At 65.1% G+C, this 13,379-nt stretch carries 14 protein-coding genes; 4 read left to right on the forward strand and 10 right to left on the reverse strand.

Features of this window, described 5'->3' with window-relative positions; translation table 11 throughout:
* Positions 1 to 126 precede the first annotated feature (126 nt).
* The 3 genes from thrC to alaC form a co-directional block, all read right to left on the reverse strand.
* Complete coding sequence (gene thrC / locus AC3WOB_RS07630) at positions 127 to 1,536, reverse strand: threonine synthase (RefSeq protein WP_492274684.1); 1,410 nt, start codon at positions 1,534 to 1,536, stop codon at positions 127 to 129.
* Entirely contained in the window at positions 1,533 to 2,837 is a 1,305-nt protein-coding gene (locus tag AC3WOB_RS07635) for a homoserine dehydrogenase (RefSeq protein ID WP_013392567.1), read from the reverse strand. Before AC3WOB_RS07635 ends, thrC begins: the two co-directional genes overlap by 4 nt.
* Before the next feature lie 172 nt (positions 2,838 to 3,009).
* Positions 3,010 to 4,197, reverse strand: a complete 1,188-nt coding sequence (alaC, locus tag AC3WOB_RS07640; RefSeq protein ID WP_008164319.1) for an alanine transaminase — start codon at positions 4,195 to 4,197, stop codon at positions 3,010 to 3,012.
* Between the two features lie 366 nt (positions 4,198 to 4,563).
* Between alaC and AC3WOB_RS07645 the strand changes: the two genes are divergently transcribed.
* The 3 genes from AC3WOB_RS07645 (at position 4,564) to AC3WOB_RS07655 (ending at position 7,250) form a co-directional block, all read left to right on the forward strand.
* Positions 4,564 to 5,025 (forward strand): Mth938-like domain-containing protein, encoded by a 462-nt coding sequence (locus AC3WOB_RS07645; protein WP_013392566.1) that lies wholly within the window; start codon positions 4,564 to 4,566, stop codon positions 5,023 to 5,025.
* Positions 5,022 to 5,486: a peroxiredoxin gene (locus AC3WOB_RS07650; protein WP_013392565.1), complete on the forward strand. Its 465-nt coding sequence runs from the start codon at positions 5,022 to 5,024 to the stop codon at positions 5,484 to 5,486. The genes AC3WOB_RS07645 and AC3WOB_RS07650 overlap by 4 nt, the downstream gene beginning before the upstream one ends.
* Positions 5,487 to 5,549: 63 nt before the next feature.
* On the forward strand, positions 5,550 to 7,250 hold the full coding sequence (locus AC3WOB_RS07655; protein ID WP_492274685.1) for a PhoH family protein: 1,701 nt from the start codon (positions 5,550 to 5,552) through the stop codon (positions 7,248 to 7,250).
* A 67-nt stretch (positions 7,251 to 7,317) separates the two neighbouring features.
* Here AC3WOB_RS07655 and AC3WOB_RS07660 read toward each other — a convergent pair whose 3' ends face one another.
* From AC3WOB_RS07660 to AC3WOB_RS07690, 7 genes are all read right to left on the reverse strand, one after another.
* Positions 7,318 to 7,449, reverse strand: coding sequence for an entericidin A/B family lipoprotein (locus AC3WOB_RS07660; protein ID WP_013392563.1), 132 nt, complete (start codon positions 7,447 to 7,449; stop codon positions 7,318 to 7,320).
* Between the two features lie 42 nt (positions 7,450 to 7,491).
* Complete coding sequence (locus tag AC3WOB_RS07665) at positions 7,492 to 8,187, reverse strand: fumarylacetoacetate hydrolase family protein (protein ID WP_013392562.1); 696 nt, start codon at positions 8,185 to 8,187, stop codon at positions 7,492 to 7,494.
* A 166-nt stretch (positions 8,188 to 8,353) separates the two neighbouring features.
* Positions 8,354 to 8,656, reverse strand: a complete 303-nt coding sequence (locus AC3WOB_RS07670) for a Dabb family protein (protein WP_013392561.1) — start codon at positions 8,654 to 8,656, stop codon at positions 8,354 to 8,356.
* Positions 8,656 to 10,533 (reverse strand): ABC transporter permease, encoded by a 1,878-nt coding sequence (locus tag AC3WOB_RS07675; RefSeq protein WP_013392560.1) that lies wholly within the window; start codon positions 10,531 to 10,533, stop codon positions 8,656 to 8,658. The genes AC3WOB_RS07670 and AC3WOB_RS07675 overlap by 1 nt, the downstream gene beginning before the upstream one ends.
* Positions 10,534 to 10,546: 13 nt before the next feature.
* Positions 10,547 to 11,239 carry an ABC transporter ATP-binding protein gene (locus AC3WOB_RS07680; RefSeq protein ID WP_013392559.1) on the reverse strand — a complete coding sequence of 231 codons (693 nt, stop codon included), beginning with the start codon at positions 11,237 to 11,239 and terminating at the stop codon, positions 10,547 to 10,549.
* 1 nt (position 11,240) lies between these two features.
* Entirely contained in the window at positions 11,241 to 12,002 is a 762-nt protein-coding gene (locus AC3WOB_RS07685) for an ABC transporter ATP-binding protein (RefSeq protein WP_492274686.1), read from the reverse strand.
* Positions 12,003 to 12,012: 10 nt separating this feature from the next.
* Complete coding sequence (locus tag AC3WOB_RS07690) at positions 12,013 to 12,792, reverse strand: SDR family NAD(P)-dependent oxidoreductase (RefSeq protein WP_013392557.1); 780 nt, start codon at positions 12,790 to 12,792, stop codon at positions 12,013 to 12,015.
* Positions 12,793 to 12,966: 174 nt separating this feature from the next.
* Here AC3WOB_RS07690 and AC3WOB_RS07695 point away from each other — a divergent pair, with 174 nt between their 5' ends.
* Entirely contained in the window at positions 12,967 to 13,365 is a 399-nt protein-coding gene (locus AC3WOB_RS07695) for a cupin domain-containing protein (protein WP_013392556.1), read from the forward strand.
* Positions 13,366 to 13,379: the final 14 nt, after the last annotated feature.

A 13,379-nucleotide genomic window follows, 5' to 3' on the forward strand; every position in this document is an offset into this window, starting at 1 on the left:
TCATTCGTGACCGGTTGTGGTCAAAATGCATGCGAAGGTAATCCAGCCGACCCGCCAAAACGCAAAAAACCCCTCGCAAGACCAGCTTGCGAGGGGTTGCACACGCACACAAGACGCAAGCGGCCTTTACACCTTGGCGTTCGCCTCGATGAAGCGTCGCACGGCGGCCTGATCGCAATCCATGATTTCCACGCGTTGCGGCAGCGACTCGAGATCGGCGAGATTGCCCGGCGGCGTGGCCGGACGGCCCAGCGCCTCTTCGATGGTTTCCGAGAACTTCGCCGGCAAGGCGGTTTCCAGGACCAGCATGGGCACGCCGGGTTCGACGAATTCACGCGCGACCTTGACGCCATCTGCGGTGTGCGGATCGATCAGCACGCCGGTTTCGTCGTAGACCGAACGGATCGTCGCCAGGCGGTCTTCGTGCGAGCTCGCGCCCGATACGAAGCCATAACGCTCCTCGAATTGCGGCTTCAGATCGGACAGGTCGAAAGACCCGTCGCGCGCCATGCCGGCCCACAGTTCCTTGACCCGAGCCGCGTCGCGGCCGACCAGGTCGAACACGAAGCGCTCGAAGTTCGAGGCGCGCGAAATATCCATCGACGGGCTGGAGGTGGCGTAGGTCTGCTCGGCGGGACGCGGACGATAGACGCCGGTGCGGAAAAACTCTTCCAGCACGTTGTTCTCGTTCGTGGCCAGCACCAGGCGGCGGATGGGCAGGCCCATGCGGCGCGCAATGTGGCCGGACAGGATGTTGCCGAAGTTGCCCGAGGGCACCGCGAACGACACCTGCTCGCCAGCCTTGCTGGTGGCGCGCAGCCAGCCGTGAAAGTAGTACACCACCTGGGCGGCGATACGCGCCCAGTTGATGGAGTTGACCGCGCCCAAACGGTACTTGGTCTTGAACGCCAGATCGCCGGCCAGGGCCTTGACGATATCCTGGGCTTCGTCGAACACGCCGTGCACGGCGATGTTGTGGATGTTCTCGTCCTGCAGCGAATACATCTGGGCGCGCTGGAAGGCGCTCATGCGGCCATGCGGCGACAGCATGAACACCGCCACGCCCTGTTTGCCGCGCAAGGCGTATTCCGCCGCCGAACCCGTATCGCCGGAGGTGGCTCCCACGATATTCAGGGTGGTGCCGCGCTTCGCCAGCACGTATTCGAAGACCTGGCCCAGGAACTGCATGGCCATGTCCTTGAAGGCCAGCGTCGGCCCCTCGGACAGGCCCAGCAGCGACAGGCCGCCGTCCAGCGGACGCAGCGGGACGATGTCCTCGCTGTTGAAGATCTGCTGGGTGTAGGCCGCGCGCGTCAGGCGGCGCAGGTCTTCGGCCGGGATGTCGGTGGCGAACAGCGACAGCACTTCGAACGCCAGGTCGGCATACGGCAGGCCGCGCCAGGACTCCAGCGTTTCGGCCGAGACCTGGGGCAGTTGCTCCGGCACCGCCAGGCCGCCGTCCGGCGCCAGGCCTTCCAGCAGGATGTCCGAGAATTCCATCGCGGCCATGCCGCCGCGGGTAGAGATGTATTTCATGTCAGGTTTTCCACGCGTAGGCGCGTAACTTTCGAACGCACGAACGGTAGGGCTTCGATGCGTTCGATCGCCTGGTTGACGTTGCCTTCGACCGCTTCGTGCGTCAGGAAGATGATGTCGGCGCCGCCGATGTGCGACGGCTGCTGGATCATCGACCCGATGGAGATGGAGCGGTCGGCCAGGATGCGGGCGATGTCGGCCAGCACGCCCGGCTGGTCGTCCACGCGCAGGCGCAGGTAGTACGAGGTGCTGACCTGCTCGATCGGCAGGATCGGCGTGTCGGACATGGCGTCCGGCTGGAAAGCCAGGTGCGGTACGCGGTTGCCCGGGTCGGCGGTGTGCAGGCGGGTCACGTCGACCAGGTCGGCCACCACGGCCGAGGCGGTGGGCTCTTCGCCCGCGCCCTGGCCGTAATACAGCGTGGGGCCGACGGCGTCGCCCTTGACCAGCACGGCGTTCATCGCGCCCTCGACGTTGGCCAGCAGGCGTTCGGCCGGCACCAGCGCCGGATGCACGCGCAGCTCGATGCCGTCCGGACGGCGCTTGGTGACGCCCAGCAGTTTGATGCGGTAGCCCAGGCGTTCGGCATGCTCGATGTCTTCGGCAGCCAGCTGCGAAATGCCTTCGATATAGGCGCGGTCGAACTGTACCGGCACGCCGAAAGCCAGCGAAGCCAGCAGGGTCAGCTTATGGGCCGCGTCCACACCTTCCACGTCGAACGTGGGATCGGCTTCGGCGTAGCCCAGGCGCTGGGCCTCGGCCAGCACGTCGGCGAACGGCAGGCCGCGCGAGCGCATTTCAGACAGGATGAAGTTGGTGGTGCCGTTGATAATGCCGGCCACCCACTGGATGCGGTTGGCCGTCAGGCCTTCGCGGATCGCCTTGATGATGGGGATGCCGCCGGCGACGGCGGCCTCGAAGGTCACCATCACGCCGCGCTCGTGGGCGGCGGCGAAGATCTCATTGCCGTGCTTGGCCAGCAGCGCCTTGTTGGCGGTCACGACGTGCTTGCCGTTGGCGATGGCTTCCAGCACCAGCTCGCGCGCCAGCGTGTCGCCGCCGATCAGTTCGACGACGATGTCGATTTCAGGGTCGCGCACCAGCGCGTGCACATCGGTATCGACCAGGATCGCGTCGCCCACGCGCGCGCGCGCCTTGGCCACGTCGCGCACGGCGGCGCGGGTCACCTCGATGCGGCGGCCAGCGCGGCGCGCAATCTCTTCCGCGTTGCGCGACAGCACCGCCCAGGTGCCGCCGCCAACCACGCCCAGGCCGAGCAGGCCGACTTTCATGGGTTTCATCGCGGCGCCTTCTGCGGGCGGGCGTTGAGGGGAATTCATTTTCGGTTCTCCATAACTGCTGTGCGAGAGCTGCGCCCCCTGATACGGTGCCCCCCCTATCGGGATGCCGCGGATCCGGCTCCGCCGGCATGCCCCCTTGAGGGGGAAGCGCGCAGCGCTTCGGGGGTGGGCTCTACTTCAGCAATCCGTCCTTGCGGAACATGTCTTTGATGCCTCGCACCGCTTGCCGGGTGCGCTGCTCGTTTTCGATCAGGGCGAAGCGCACGTATTCGTCGCCATACTCGCCGAAGCCGATCCCGGGGGACACAGCTACCTTCGCATCCGACAGGACGCGCTTGGCAAATTCCAAAGAGCCCATCGCCCTGTAGGGTTCGGGGATCTGCGCCCAGATGTACATGGACGCCTTGGGAATTTCCACATTCCAACCTGCTTCATGCAAGCCGCGCACGAGCACGTCGCGGCGGCTTTGATACTGCGCCACAATTTCGTTCACGCAGTCCTGCGGACCGTCCAGAGCGGCGATGGACGCCACCTGGATCGGCGTGAACGTGCCGTAGTCGTGATAGCTCTTGATGCGCGCGAGCGCGTTGACCAGTTCGCGGTTGCCGACCATGTAGCCGATGCGCCAGCCGGCCATGTTGTAGCTCTTGCTCATCGTGAAGAACTCGACGGCGACATCGCGCGCGCCGGGCACCTGCATGATGGACGGCGCCACGTAGCCGTCGAACGTGATGTCGGCGTAGGCCAGGTCGTGCACCACCAGGATGTCATGTTCCTTGGCCAGCGCCACCACGCGTTCGAAGAACGACAGGTCCACGCACTGCGCGGTCGGGTTGCTGGGAAAGCCCAGCACCATCATCTTGGGCTTCGGGATGGATTCGCGCACGGCGCGTTCCAGTTCCTCGAAGAAGTCCACGCCCGGCGTCATGCGCACGGAACGGATGTTGGCGCCGGCGATGACCGCGCCGTAGATGTGAATCGGGTAGCTGGGGTTGGGCACCAGCACGGTGTCGCCGCGGTCCAGCGTGGCCAGCATCAAGTGGGCCAGGCCTTCCTTGGAGCCGATGGTGACGATGGCTTCGGAATCCGGATCGAACTCGACCGCGTAGCGGCGCTGGTACCAGTCACAGATCGCCTTGCGCAGGCGCGGAATGCCCTTGGACACGGAATAGCCGTGCGTGGTCGGACGCGTCGTCGCTTCCACCATCTTGTCGACGATGTGCTTGGGAGTCGCGCCGTCCGGATTGCCCATCGACATGTCGATGATGTCTTCGCCACGCCTACGCGCCGCCATCTTGAGCTCGCCGGTAATGTTGAAAACGTACGGGGGCAAACGCTCGATGCGGGAGAACTTCCTCATGATGGGAATCCTTAGGGGCGATAAAAGGGCAAAAAACCAGGGCGCGAATGCGCGAAGGGGAAAAGGGTCCGAAACGCTGCGCCAGCATGGGATTGCAGTGCAGCAAAACCCTGTAATCTAGCGCAAGGACGCCTGTGCGGCAAATGGGGAAAAAAAGGGGCCGATTTCGGGGGTTCCTCGAGAGGAATCGCGTGGCGTGAGGACTCCGTTTTGCCGCCGGGCCGCCCCAAGGCAAAACGCGCCCCCTCGGGGGGCAGCAAGCGAGCGCAGCGAGTGCGGCGTGGGGGCCCTTCCCCACACGTGGATACCCTGCAACATGGCGTCATCCTGATGCGCTATTATCGGGCCATATAGCCGGAGTTTTTATTGAAGCTGCATACCGATCCTGCGACGGCCGCTCTGAATACCGTCACCGCCTATGGTGATGGCTATATCGAGGTCAACCAGGTACGTTTTTCCTCCTCGGTCGCATTCGGCCCCGAAGGCGAAGTGACCCACTGGCCCGTTGAGTCGCCGGCCGACATCACCCCCACTCTCTTGCGCCAGGCGGCCGGATTGTCCGAGCCCGTCCGCGACCCCATGGCCTTTCTGGACGAACCGGAAGCCGCCCCCAGCCGCCCGGCGAATGCGCCGGAAGTGCTGCTGGTGGGCACCGGCGGGCGCCAGCAGTTCCTGCGCCCCGACGTGCTGCGCCCCCTGCTGGCGGCCGGCATCGGCGTCGAGATCATGGACACGCACGCCGCCTCGCGCACCTACAACATCCTGATGGCGGAGGGCCGGCGCGTGGTCGTGGCCCTCATCCCCCCCAACGGAGAATCCCAGAAATGACGCCGACCATAGGCAAACCCGCCCCGCTGTTCACCGCTGAAAGCACCATAGGTCCGATCAGCCTGGAGCAGTGCCAGGGCCGCGCCGTGATCCTGTATTTCTACCCCAAGGACAATACCCCTGGCTGCACCACCGAAAGCCAGGATTTCCGCGACCTGAACGCCGAGTTCCTGGCAGCCAGCGCCGTCGTCATCGGCATCTCGCGCGATTCGCTTAAGTCGCACGAGAACTTCAAGGCCAAGTACGAACTTCCTTTCCCTCTCATCTCCGACGCCGACGAAACCGTCTGCAATCTGTTCGGCGTCATCAAGCAAAAGAATATGTACGGCAAGCAGGTGCGCGGCATCGAGCGCAGCACCTTCCTGATCGATGCCTATGGCGTGCTGGTGCAGGAGTGGCGCGGGGTGAAGGTCCCGGGCCACGCCAAGGAAGTCCTGCAGGCAGCGAAAAGCATCGGTTAGCCGTGTAAGCACAGGTTTTACCCGTCAGGCGCTATAGCCGGCCCACACTGGAGAGTGACAAATATGCCGCTTCCGAAGTTGCCCACCCGTCCCGCAGCCATCCTGACCTTCCCCTCGGGCGAATCCGCCCGGGCGCAGGCCCGCAGCACCAAGACCGCCGCTGCGCGGTCCAGTACCCAGGCAGTCCTCGCCGAGGACGACGAAGACGAGTTGCTCGTCCAGCCCGAACTCGAAGGTCTGGCCGCACCGGCCCGGAAGGCGCAGATCCCGGCGCCCGCCCGCCAGGTGCCGCCGCCGGCGCCAGCCGCTCCCGCCGCGCGCGCCGAAACGCGCCGCGCCAAGCCGGCGCCCGCCAAGCGCACGAAAGCCCGCGCCCAGAACGAACCACGCAAGCTGTTCGTGCTGGACACCAACGTGTTGCTGCACGATCCCAGCTCCCTGTTCCGCTTCGAAGAGCACGACATCTTCCTGCCGATGATGACGCTCGAAGAGCTGGACCATCAGAAGAAAGGCATGTCGGAAGTGGGGCGCAACGCGCGCCAGGTCAGCCGTTCGCTGGACGCGCTGGTGCAGGACGCGAGCCAGCTGGACGAAGGGCTGGAGCTGACCAAGCTGGGCAACAAGGACGCCACCGGCCGCCTGATGTTCCAGACGACCGCGATCCACAGCACCCTGCCGTCCGACCTGCCCATGGGCAAGGCCGACAACCAGATCCTGGGCGTGGTCCGGGCGCTGCAGGAAAAGTACCCGCAGCGCGAAGTCGTGCTGGTGTCCAAGGACATCAACATGCGCCTGAAGGCGCGCGCGCTGGGCATGGCCGCTGAAGACTACTTCAACGATCACGTCATGGAGGACTCGGACCTGATGTACTCGGGCGTGATGCAGTTGCCCGAGGACTTCTGGAACAAGCACGGCAAGGATGTGGAATCCTGGCAACAGGGCGGCACCACCTTCTACCGCATCCACGGCCCGCTGTGCTCGCAGTTCGTGGTCAACCAGTTCGTCTACTTCGAAGGCCAGATGCCCCTGTACGCGCAGGTGCGCGAGGTCAGCGGCAAGATGGCGGTGCTGGCGACGCTGCGCGACTACACCCACGGCAAGAACAACGTCTGGGGCATCACCGCGCGCAACCGCGAGCAGAACTTCGCCATGAACCTGCTGATGAATCCCGAATGCGACTTCGTGTCGCTGCTGGGCCAGGCGGGCACGGGCAAGACGCTGCTGGCGCTGGCCGCGGGCATCACCCAGGTGCTGGAAACCAAGCGCTACACCGAAATCATCATGACCCGCGTCACGGTGCCGGTCGGCGAAGACATCGGTTTCCTGCCGGGCACGGAAGAAGAGAAGATGCTGCCCTGGATGGGCGCCCTGGAAGACAACCTGGACGTCCTGAACATGGGTGAAGGCGAAGGCAACGGCGACTGGGGGCGCGCCGCCACCATGGACCTGATCCGTTCGCGCATCAAGGTCAAGTCCCTGAACTTCATGCGCGGCCGCACCTTCCTCAACAAGTACCTGATCATCGACGAGGCGCAGAACCTGACGCCCAAGCAGATGAAGACGCTGGTCACGCGCGCGGGTCCGGGCACCAAGGTGATCTGCCTGGGGAACATCGCCCAGATCGATACGCCCTACCTGACCGAGGGCAGTTCCGGCCTGACCTTCGTGGTCGACCGCTTCAAGGGCTGGCCGCATTCAGGGCACGTCACACTGCAGCGCGGCGAGCGTTCGCGCCTGGCCGACTACGCCGGGGATGTGTTGTAAACCCTTGCCGCCAAAGGAAAAAGCCCCTTGATCGCTCAAGGGGCTTTTTTTTTGCCGGAGGCGACGGTTACTTGTCGGCGGCATTGGTAATGGCACTGCCAGCCTTTGACATGTCCTTGCCCATGCCCGCGACGGTGTTGCAACCGGCGAGGACAAAGCCGAACACGACGAAGGCGGTCAGCACGATCTTGCTGCGCATGCTGGCGCTCCTGAAGTAGTGAAAACGGATCCGGGGCGTACTTTAAACGATCTGGACGCGGAGTTCACCCAGGCCTTCGACGCCGCCGGTGATCACGTCGCCTTGCAGCACGGCGCCCACGCCTTCGGGCGTGCCGGTGAAGATGATGTCACCGGGTTGCAGTTCGAACAGGCCGGACAGGTAGGCAATGCTTTCAGGGATGTTCCACAACATCTGCGAGATGTCGCTGGACTGCTTGCGCTGGCCGTTCACGTCCAGCCAGATGGCGCCCTTGTCCAGAGTGCCGACGACGCTGCGCGGATGGATCGGGCCCAGCGGCGCGGACAGATCGAAGGCCTTGCCGATTTCCCAGGGACGGCCCTGCTTCTTCATTTCGCCTTGCAGGTCGCGGCGGGTCATGTCCAGGCCCAACGCATAGCCCCACACGCAATCATTGGCCTGCTCCACCGGAATGTCGCGGCCGCCCTTGCCCAGCACCACGACCAGTTCCATCTCGTAGTGCAGATTGGAAGTCTTGGGCGGATACGGCATCTTGCCGGTTTCGCCGTCGGCCACGCTCAGCACGGCATCGGCGGGCTTGCAGAAGAAGAACGGATCTTCGCGGCCGGTGAAGCCCATTTCCTTGGCGTGCTCAGCGTAGTTGCGGCCGACGCAATAAACGCGGCGCACCGGAAACAGCGCGGCGCTGCCGGCAACGGGAACCGCGACGGGCGGCTGGGGGGGCAATACGTAGTCCATGTTCACTCGACCTATGAAGAATACGTGGCCGGAATCCGGCAGAAGAATACAGCCAGGCCCGCGAGGCGCCCGCTACCGCGGGCGGCCCCTCTGGAGGCGGGCCGGACAGGGAAAAGCCATCCGCGAGTTTATCCCTTTCCGGGGGGCAAGGCGCGGTCCGGGACGTTCAGCTGAAAGTAGGAATTTCCCCGTCGTACACCACCAGCCGCTCGATGAAACCGGCCATGTACGCCTTCATTTCCTGGTGCGCAGGGGACACCTGGTAGCGGTCATGCGCGGGGCTGTCCGCGAACGCCGCCACCACGGCGTGGGTCAGGCCGTCCGAACGGCTGGCCTGATTGGGCCGGAAGGCGTATCCCGCCACCCCGTCGCACTCGGCCAGGATGCGCTGGCAATAGCCTTGGACGCGGTCATGGAAGCGCGCATCGGCGGCGCTGGACAGTTGCAGCATTACGACATGCAAGAACATCAGAATTCCTTTCTCTTGCGGGTAAGCGCCAGCCAGGCCCGCGAGACCAGACCCATGATGCCATCGCGGAACAAGAGGACGCAGAGGACGAAGATCGCGCCCTGGACGATGAGCACCCATGAGCCCAGCGGCGCCAGGTAGTTCTGCAGCGACACGAAGGTGAAGGCGCCGGCCAGCGGGCCGAACACCGTGCCGATGCCGCCCAGCAGCGCCATCAGCACCACTTCGCCGTTGGCGTGCCAATGCACGTCCGTCAGCGAGGCGACGCCAAACACCAGCACCTTCAGGCCGCCGGCCAGCCCCGCCACCGAGGCCGACAGCGTGAAGGCCATCAGTTTGTAGCGCGACGTGGAGTACCCCAGCGAACGCGCGCGCTGTTCGTTGTCGCGCACCGAGCGGATCACTTCGCCGAAGGGCGAATTCAACACGCGCAGCACGAAGGCATAGCCCAGCGCGAACACCGCCAGCGTGAAGTAGTACATGGGCATCACGCCTTCCAGGTCGAAGATGCCGAACAGCTTGCCGCGCGGCACGCTCTGCAGGCCGTCCTCGCCGCCGGTAAAGCCCGCCTGGACCGCAATGAAGTACACCAGCTGCGACAGCGCCAGCGTAATCATGGCGAAGTAGATTCCCTGGCGGCGGATGGCGATGGCGCCGAACGCCAGGCCCAGCAAGCCGCCCGTCACCACCCCGGCCAGCAGGCCGAGCTCGGGCGTGGCGCTCAACAGCTTCATCACGATGCCGGTGGCATAGGCTGCCGCGCCGAAGAACGCGGCATGGCCGAACGACAGCAGGCCCACATAGCCCACCAGCAGATTGAAGGCCGCGGCGAACAGCGCGAAGCACAGTACCTTCATCAGGAAGGTCGGATAGATGAACCAGGGCGCGGCCACGGCGGCCAAGGCCAGCGCTGCCATCGCCACGCGCATGCCGCGGCGGCTCAGCTGCACCGGCTCGCGCGTCGCCTCGGCGGCCAGCACGTTCTGCACTTGCAGGGGTTTGCCGAACAGGCCGGCGGGCTTGCACAGCAGCACCAGCACCATGATGATGAAGATCGCCAGGTTGGCGGCCTCGGGATAGAACACCTTGGTCAGGCCTTCGATGATGCCCAGGCCGAAGCCGCTGACGATGGCGCCCATGATGGAGCCCATACCGCCGATCACCACCACCGCAAACACCACCACCACCAGGTTGGAGCCCATCATTGGACTGACCTGGTAGATGGGCGCGGCGATCACGCCCGCCACCGACGCCAGCGCCACGCCCAGCGCGTAGGTCAGCGTGATGAGCAGCGGCACGTTGATGCCGAAGGAGCGCACCACGGTCGGGTTTTCCGTGGCCGCGCGCAGCATGGCGCCCACGCGGGTCTTCTCGATCAGCACCCAGACGGCCAGGCACAGCACCAGCGACACCGCCACCGCCCAGCCGCGATACCAGGGCAGGAACATGAAGCCCAGGTTGATGCCGCCGGTCAGCGCCTTGGGTATGGTGTAGGGCAGCCCCGACACGCCGTAGGCCTGGCGCAAGCCGCCTTCGATCAGCAGCGCGATGCCGAAGGTCAGCAACAGGCCATATAGATGGTCCATGCGGTAGGTGCGCGAGATCAGCAGGCGCTCGACCACAATGGCGAACACGGCCATGATGAGCGGCACCAGCACCAGCGCGGCCCAGTAATTCACGCCCAGGTAGTTCAGCAGCATCCAGGCCAGGAACGCGCCCGCGGTGTACTGCGCGCCATGGGCGAAGTTGATGATATTCAACAGGCCGAAGATCACCGCCAGTCCGATCGACAGCAGCGCGTAGAACGAGCCGTTGATCAGGCCGAGCAGCAGCTGGCCGAATAGTGCCGTGGACGGCACGCCGAAAATTTCGAACACGTGGATTCTCCCCTCAGACACCCAGGCGGCGCTTGATCCGCTCGGGATCGTTGCGCGCTTCTTCGGCCGACAGCTGATCGACGACGCAGCCGTGCTCCATGACGTAGTGGCGGTCGGCCACCTTGGTCGCGAAACGGAAGTTCTGCTCGACCAGCACGATGGTGAAGCCTCGCTCCTTCAAGGTGCGGATGGCCTGCCCGATCTGCTGCACGATGACTGGCGCCAGGCCCTCGGTGGGCTCGTCCAGCAGGATCAGCTGGGCGCCCGTGCGCAGGATGCGCGCGATCGCCAGCATCTGCTGTTCGCCGCCGGACAGGTTGCCGCCGGAGCTGGCGCTGCGCTCGCGCAAGTTGGGAAACAGCGTGTAGATCTCGTCCAGCGACATGCCGCCGTCGGCCAGACGCGGCGGCAGCATCAGATTTTCGGTCACGTCCAGGCTGCGGAACACGGCCCGCTCTTCCGGGCAATACACCACGCCCAAGCGTGGAATGCGGTGCGGCGCCATGCCCACGGTCTCGTGGCCGTTCAGGCGGATGGAGCCGCGGCGCTTGTCCATGATGCCCATGATGGCGCGCAGCGTAGTGGTCTTGCCCGCGCCGTTGCGGCCCAGGATGGTGACGAGTTCGCCGCGCCGCACTTCCATGGCCACACCGTGCAGCACGTGGGATTCGCCATACCAGGCGTTGAGGTCCTTGATCTCCAGCATCTCAGTGCGCCTCCTCGTCCGAGCCCATGTATGCGGTGATGACGCGCTCGTCGCTGGACACGGTGGCGTAGTCGCCCTGGGCCAGCACCGCACCGCGCGCCAGCACCGTAATGGTGTCGGACAGGTCCGCCACCACCGACAGGTTGTGTTCGACCATCAGGATGCTGCGGTTGGCCGACGCGCGCCGGATCAGCGCGGCGATGCGGGTCACGTCTTCCTGGCCCAGGCCCGCCATGGGTTCGTCCAGCAGCATGATTTCCGGTTCCAGCGCCAGGGTCATCGCGATCTCCAGCGCGCGCTTGCGGCCATAAGGCAGCAAGGCCGCCGTGGTATCCGCCAGGCCGCTCAGGCCGACGGCGTCCAGCAGCTCCATGGCGCGGCCGTTCAGGCGGTCGATGCTGCTGCGGCTGCGCCAGAAGCGCCAGCCGTCGCCGTGCTGGCGCATCAGCGCCACGCGCATGTTCTGCAGCGCAGTCAGGCCCAGAAACACCGCCGATATCTGGAACGAGCGGACGATGCCCAGGCGCGCGATCTGCTCGGGCGCCAGCGCCGTGATGTCGCGGCCGCGGTAGTGGATGACGCCCGCGTCGGGCGTGAGGAACTTGGTCAGCAGGTTGAAGCAGGTGGTCTTGCCTGCGCCGTTGGGGCCGATCAAGGCATGGATGGAGCCTTCACGCAGGGACAAGGAGACGCCGTCGACGGCGTTGAAGCCGCCGAAGCGCTTGATCAATCCCTGCGCGGACAGGACCGCTGGGGTGTTCATGGGCGCGCTCCTACATGCGGGCCAGCAGGCCGCCGTCGATCGCCAGGACGTGTCCGTTGACGAACGAAGCGCCCGGCGAGGCCAGGTAGACCACGGCCGGCGCGATGTCTTCCGGCGCCGCCCAACGGCCAGCGGGCACCGCCGTGGCCAGGAAGGACTGGAACTGCGGATTGTCCTGCAGCCCCTGCGTGAAATCGGTGCGCACGAAGCCGGGCGCCAGCGCGTTGCAGGTGATGCCGCTGGCGCCGTATTCGACCGCCAGCGCGCGGGCGAAGGCCGCGATCGCGCCCTTGGCGGTGGCATAGGCGGCAATGTTGGGCATGGTGGCCTGCCCCGCCACGGACGACATCAGCACGATGCGGCCAAAGCCGCGCTTGCCCATGCCGGGCAGCACCGCCCGCGCGCAATGGAAGGCGCCGTTGACGTGCACGTTCTGCAGGGCCTGCCATTCGGCGGAACTCATTTCCACCACCGGCTTGCGGTTCTGGTTGCCGGCACTGCTGACCAGCACGTCGATCGCCAGCCCAGCGATCTCCAGCTGTGCGACGGCATCGGCCACCGCCTTTTCGTCGGCCACGTCGAAAGGCGCGCCATGGGCCTTGATGCCCTCGGCCGCCAGGCGCTCGCAGGCGGCGGCGCAAGCGTCGCCCGACAGATCGTTGATTACCACCTGGGCGCCCGCCTGACCCAGGGCCCGCGCGATGGCGTAACCCAGTCCCCGTGCTGCGCCGGTCACCAGCGCGACGCGCCCCGCCAGACCGAACGTGCGGTCCAGATAGTCGTGTTTCAAGCTTGTCTCCTTGGTCTTATATGTGCCGGATTTCTTGGCCCGGCCTGTGTCGCTGCATGCTTTCGTCAGGCGAAAACACGATTGACATAAATCTCAATATACGCGACTATTTTTAAACACTCAATAACAAGATTTTTTCTTTATCTCTCATAAAGAGTTCTGGTAGGAGACATCATGGCCCTGGAAACTCCCGGCTGCCCCGCAGCCAACGCCTTGCCGCCCCTGGCTTCACGCTTCCTCAAGGTTGCTGATTTGCCATGGAAGCCGACGCAGGTGGAAGGCATAGACATGAAGGTGCTGATGCAGGACAAGGAGACCGGCCTCCTGACCGCCCTGTTCCGTTGGCAGCCGGGCACCGAACTGCCTTTGCACGAGCACGTGGAGGTCGAACAAACCTTCGTGCTGGAAGGCTCGATCGTCGACGCCGAAGGCGAAGTCTGCGCCGGCGACTATGTGTGGCGCCCGCGCGGCAACCAGCATGTGGCGCGCGCGCCCAACGGCGCCCTGGTGCTGAGCTTCTTCCTGAAACCCAATATGTTCATCGACGCCTACGCCGGCCAGACGCTGGAATAAGCCCCCACAAGAAG

This window comes from Achromobacter sp. FW305-C-30-7, assembly GCF_058783105.1.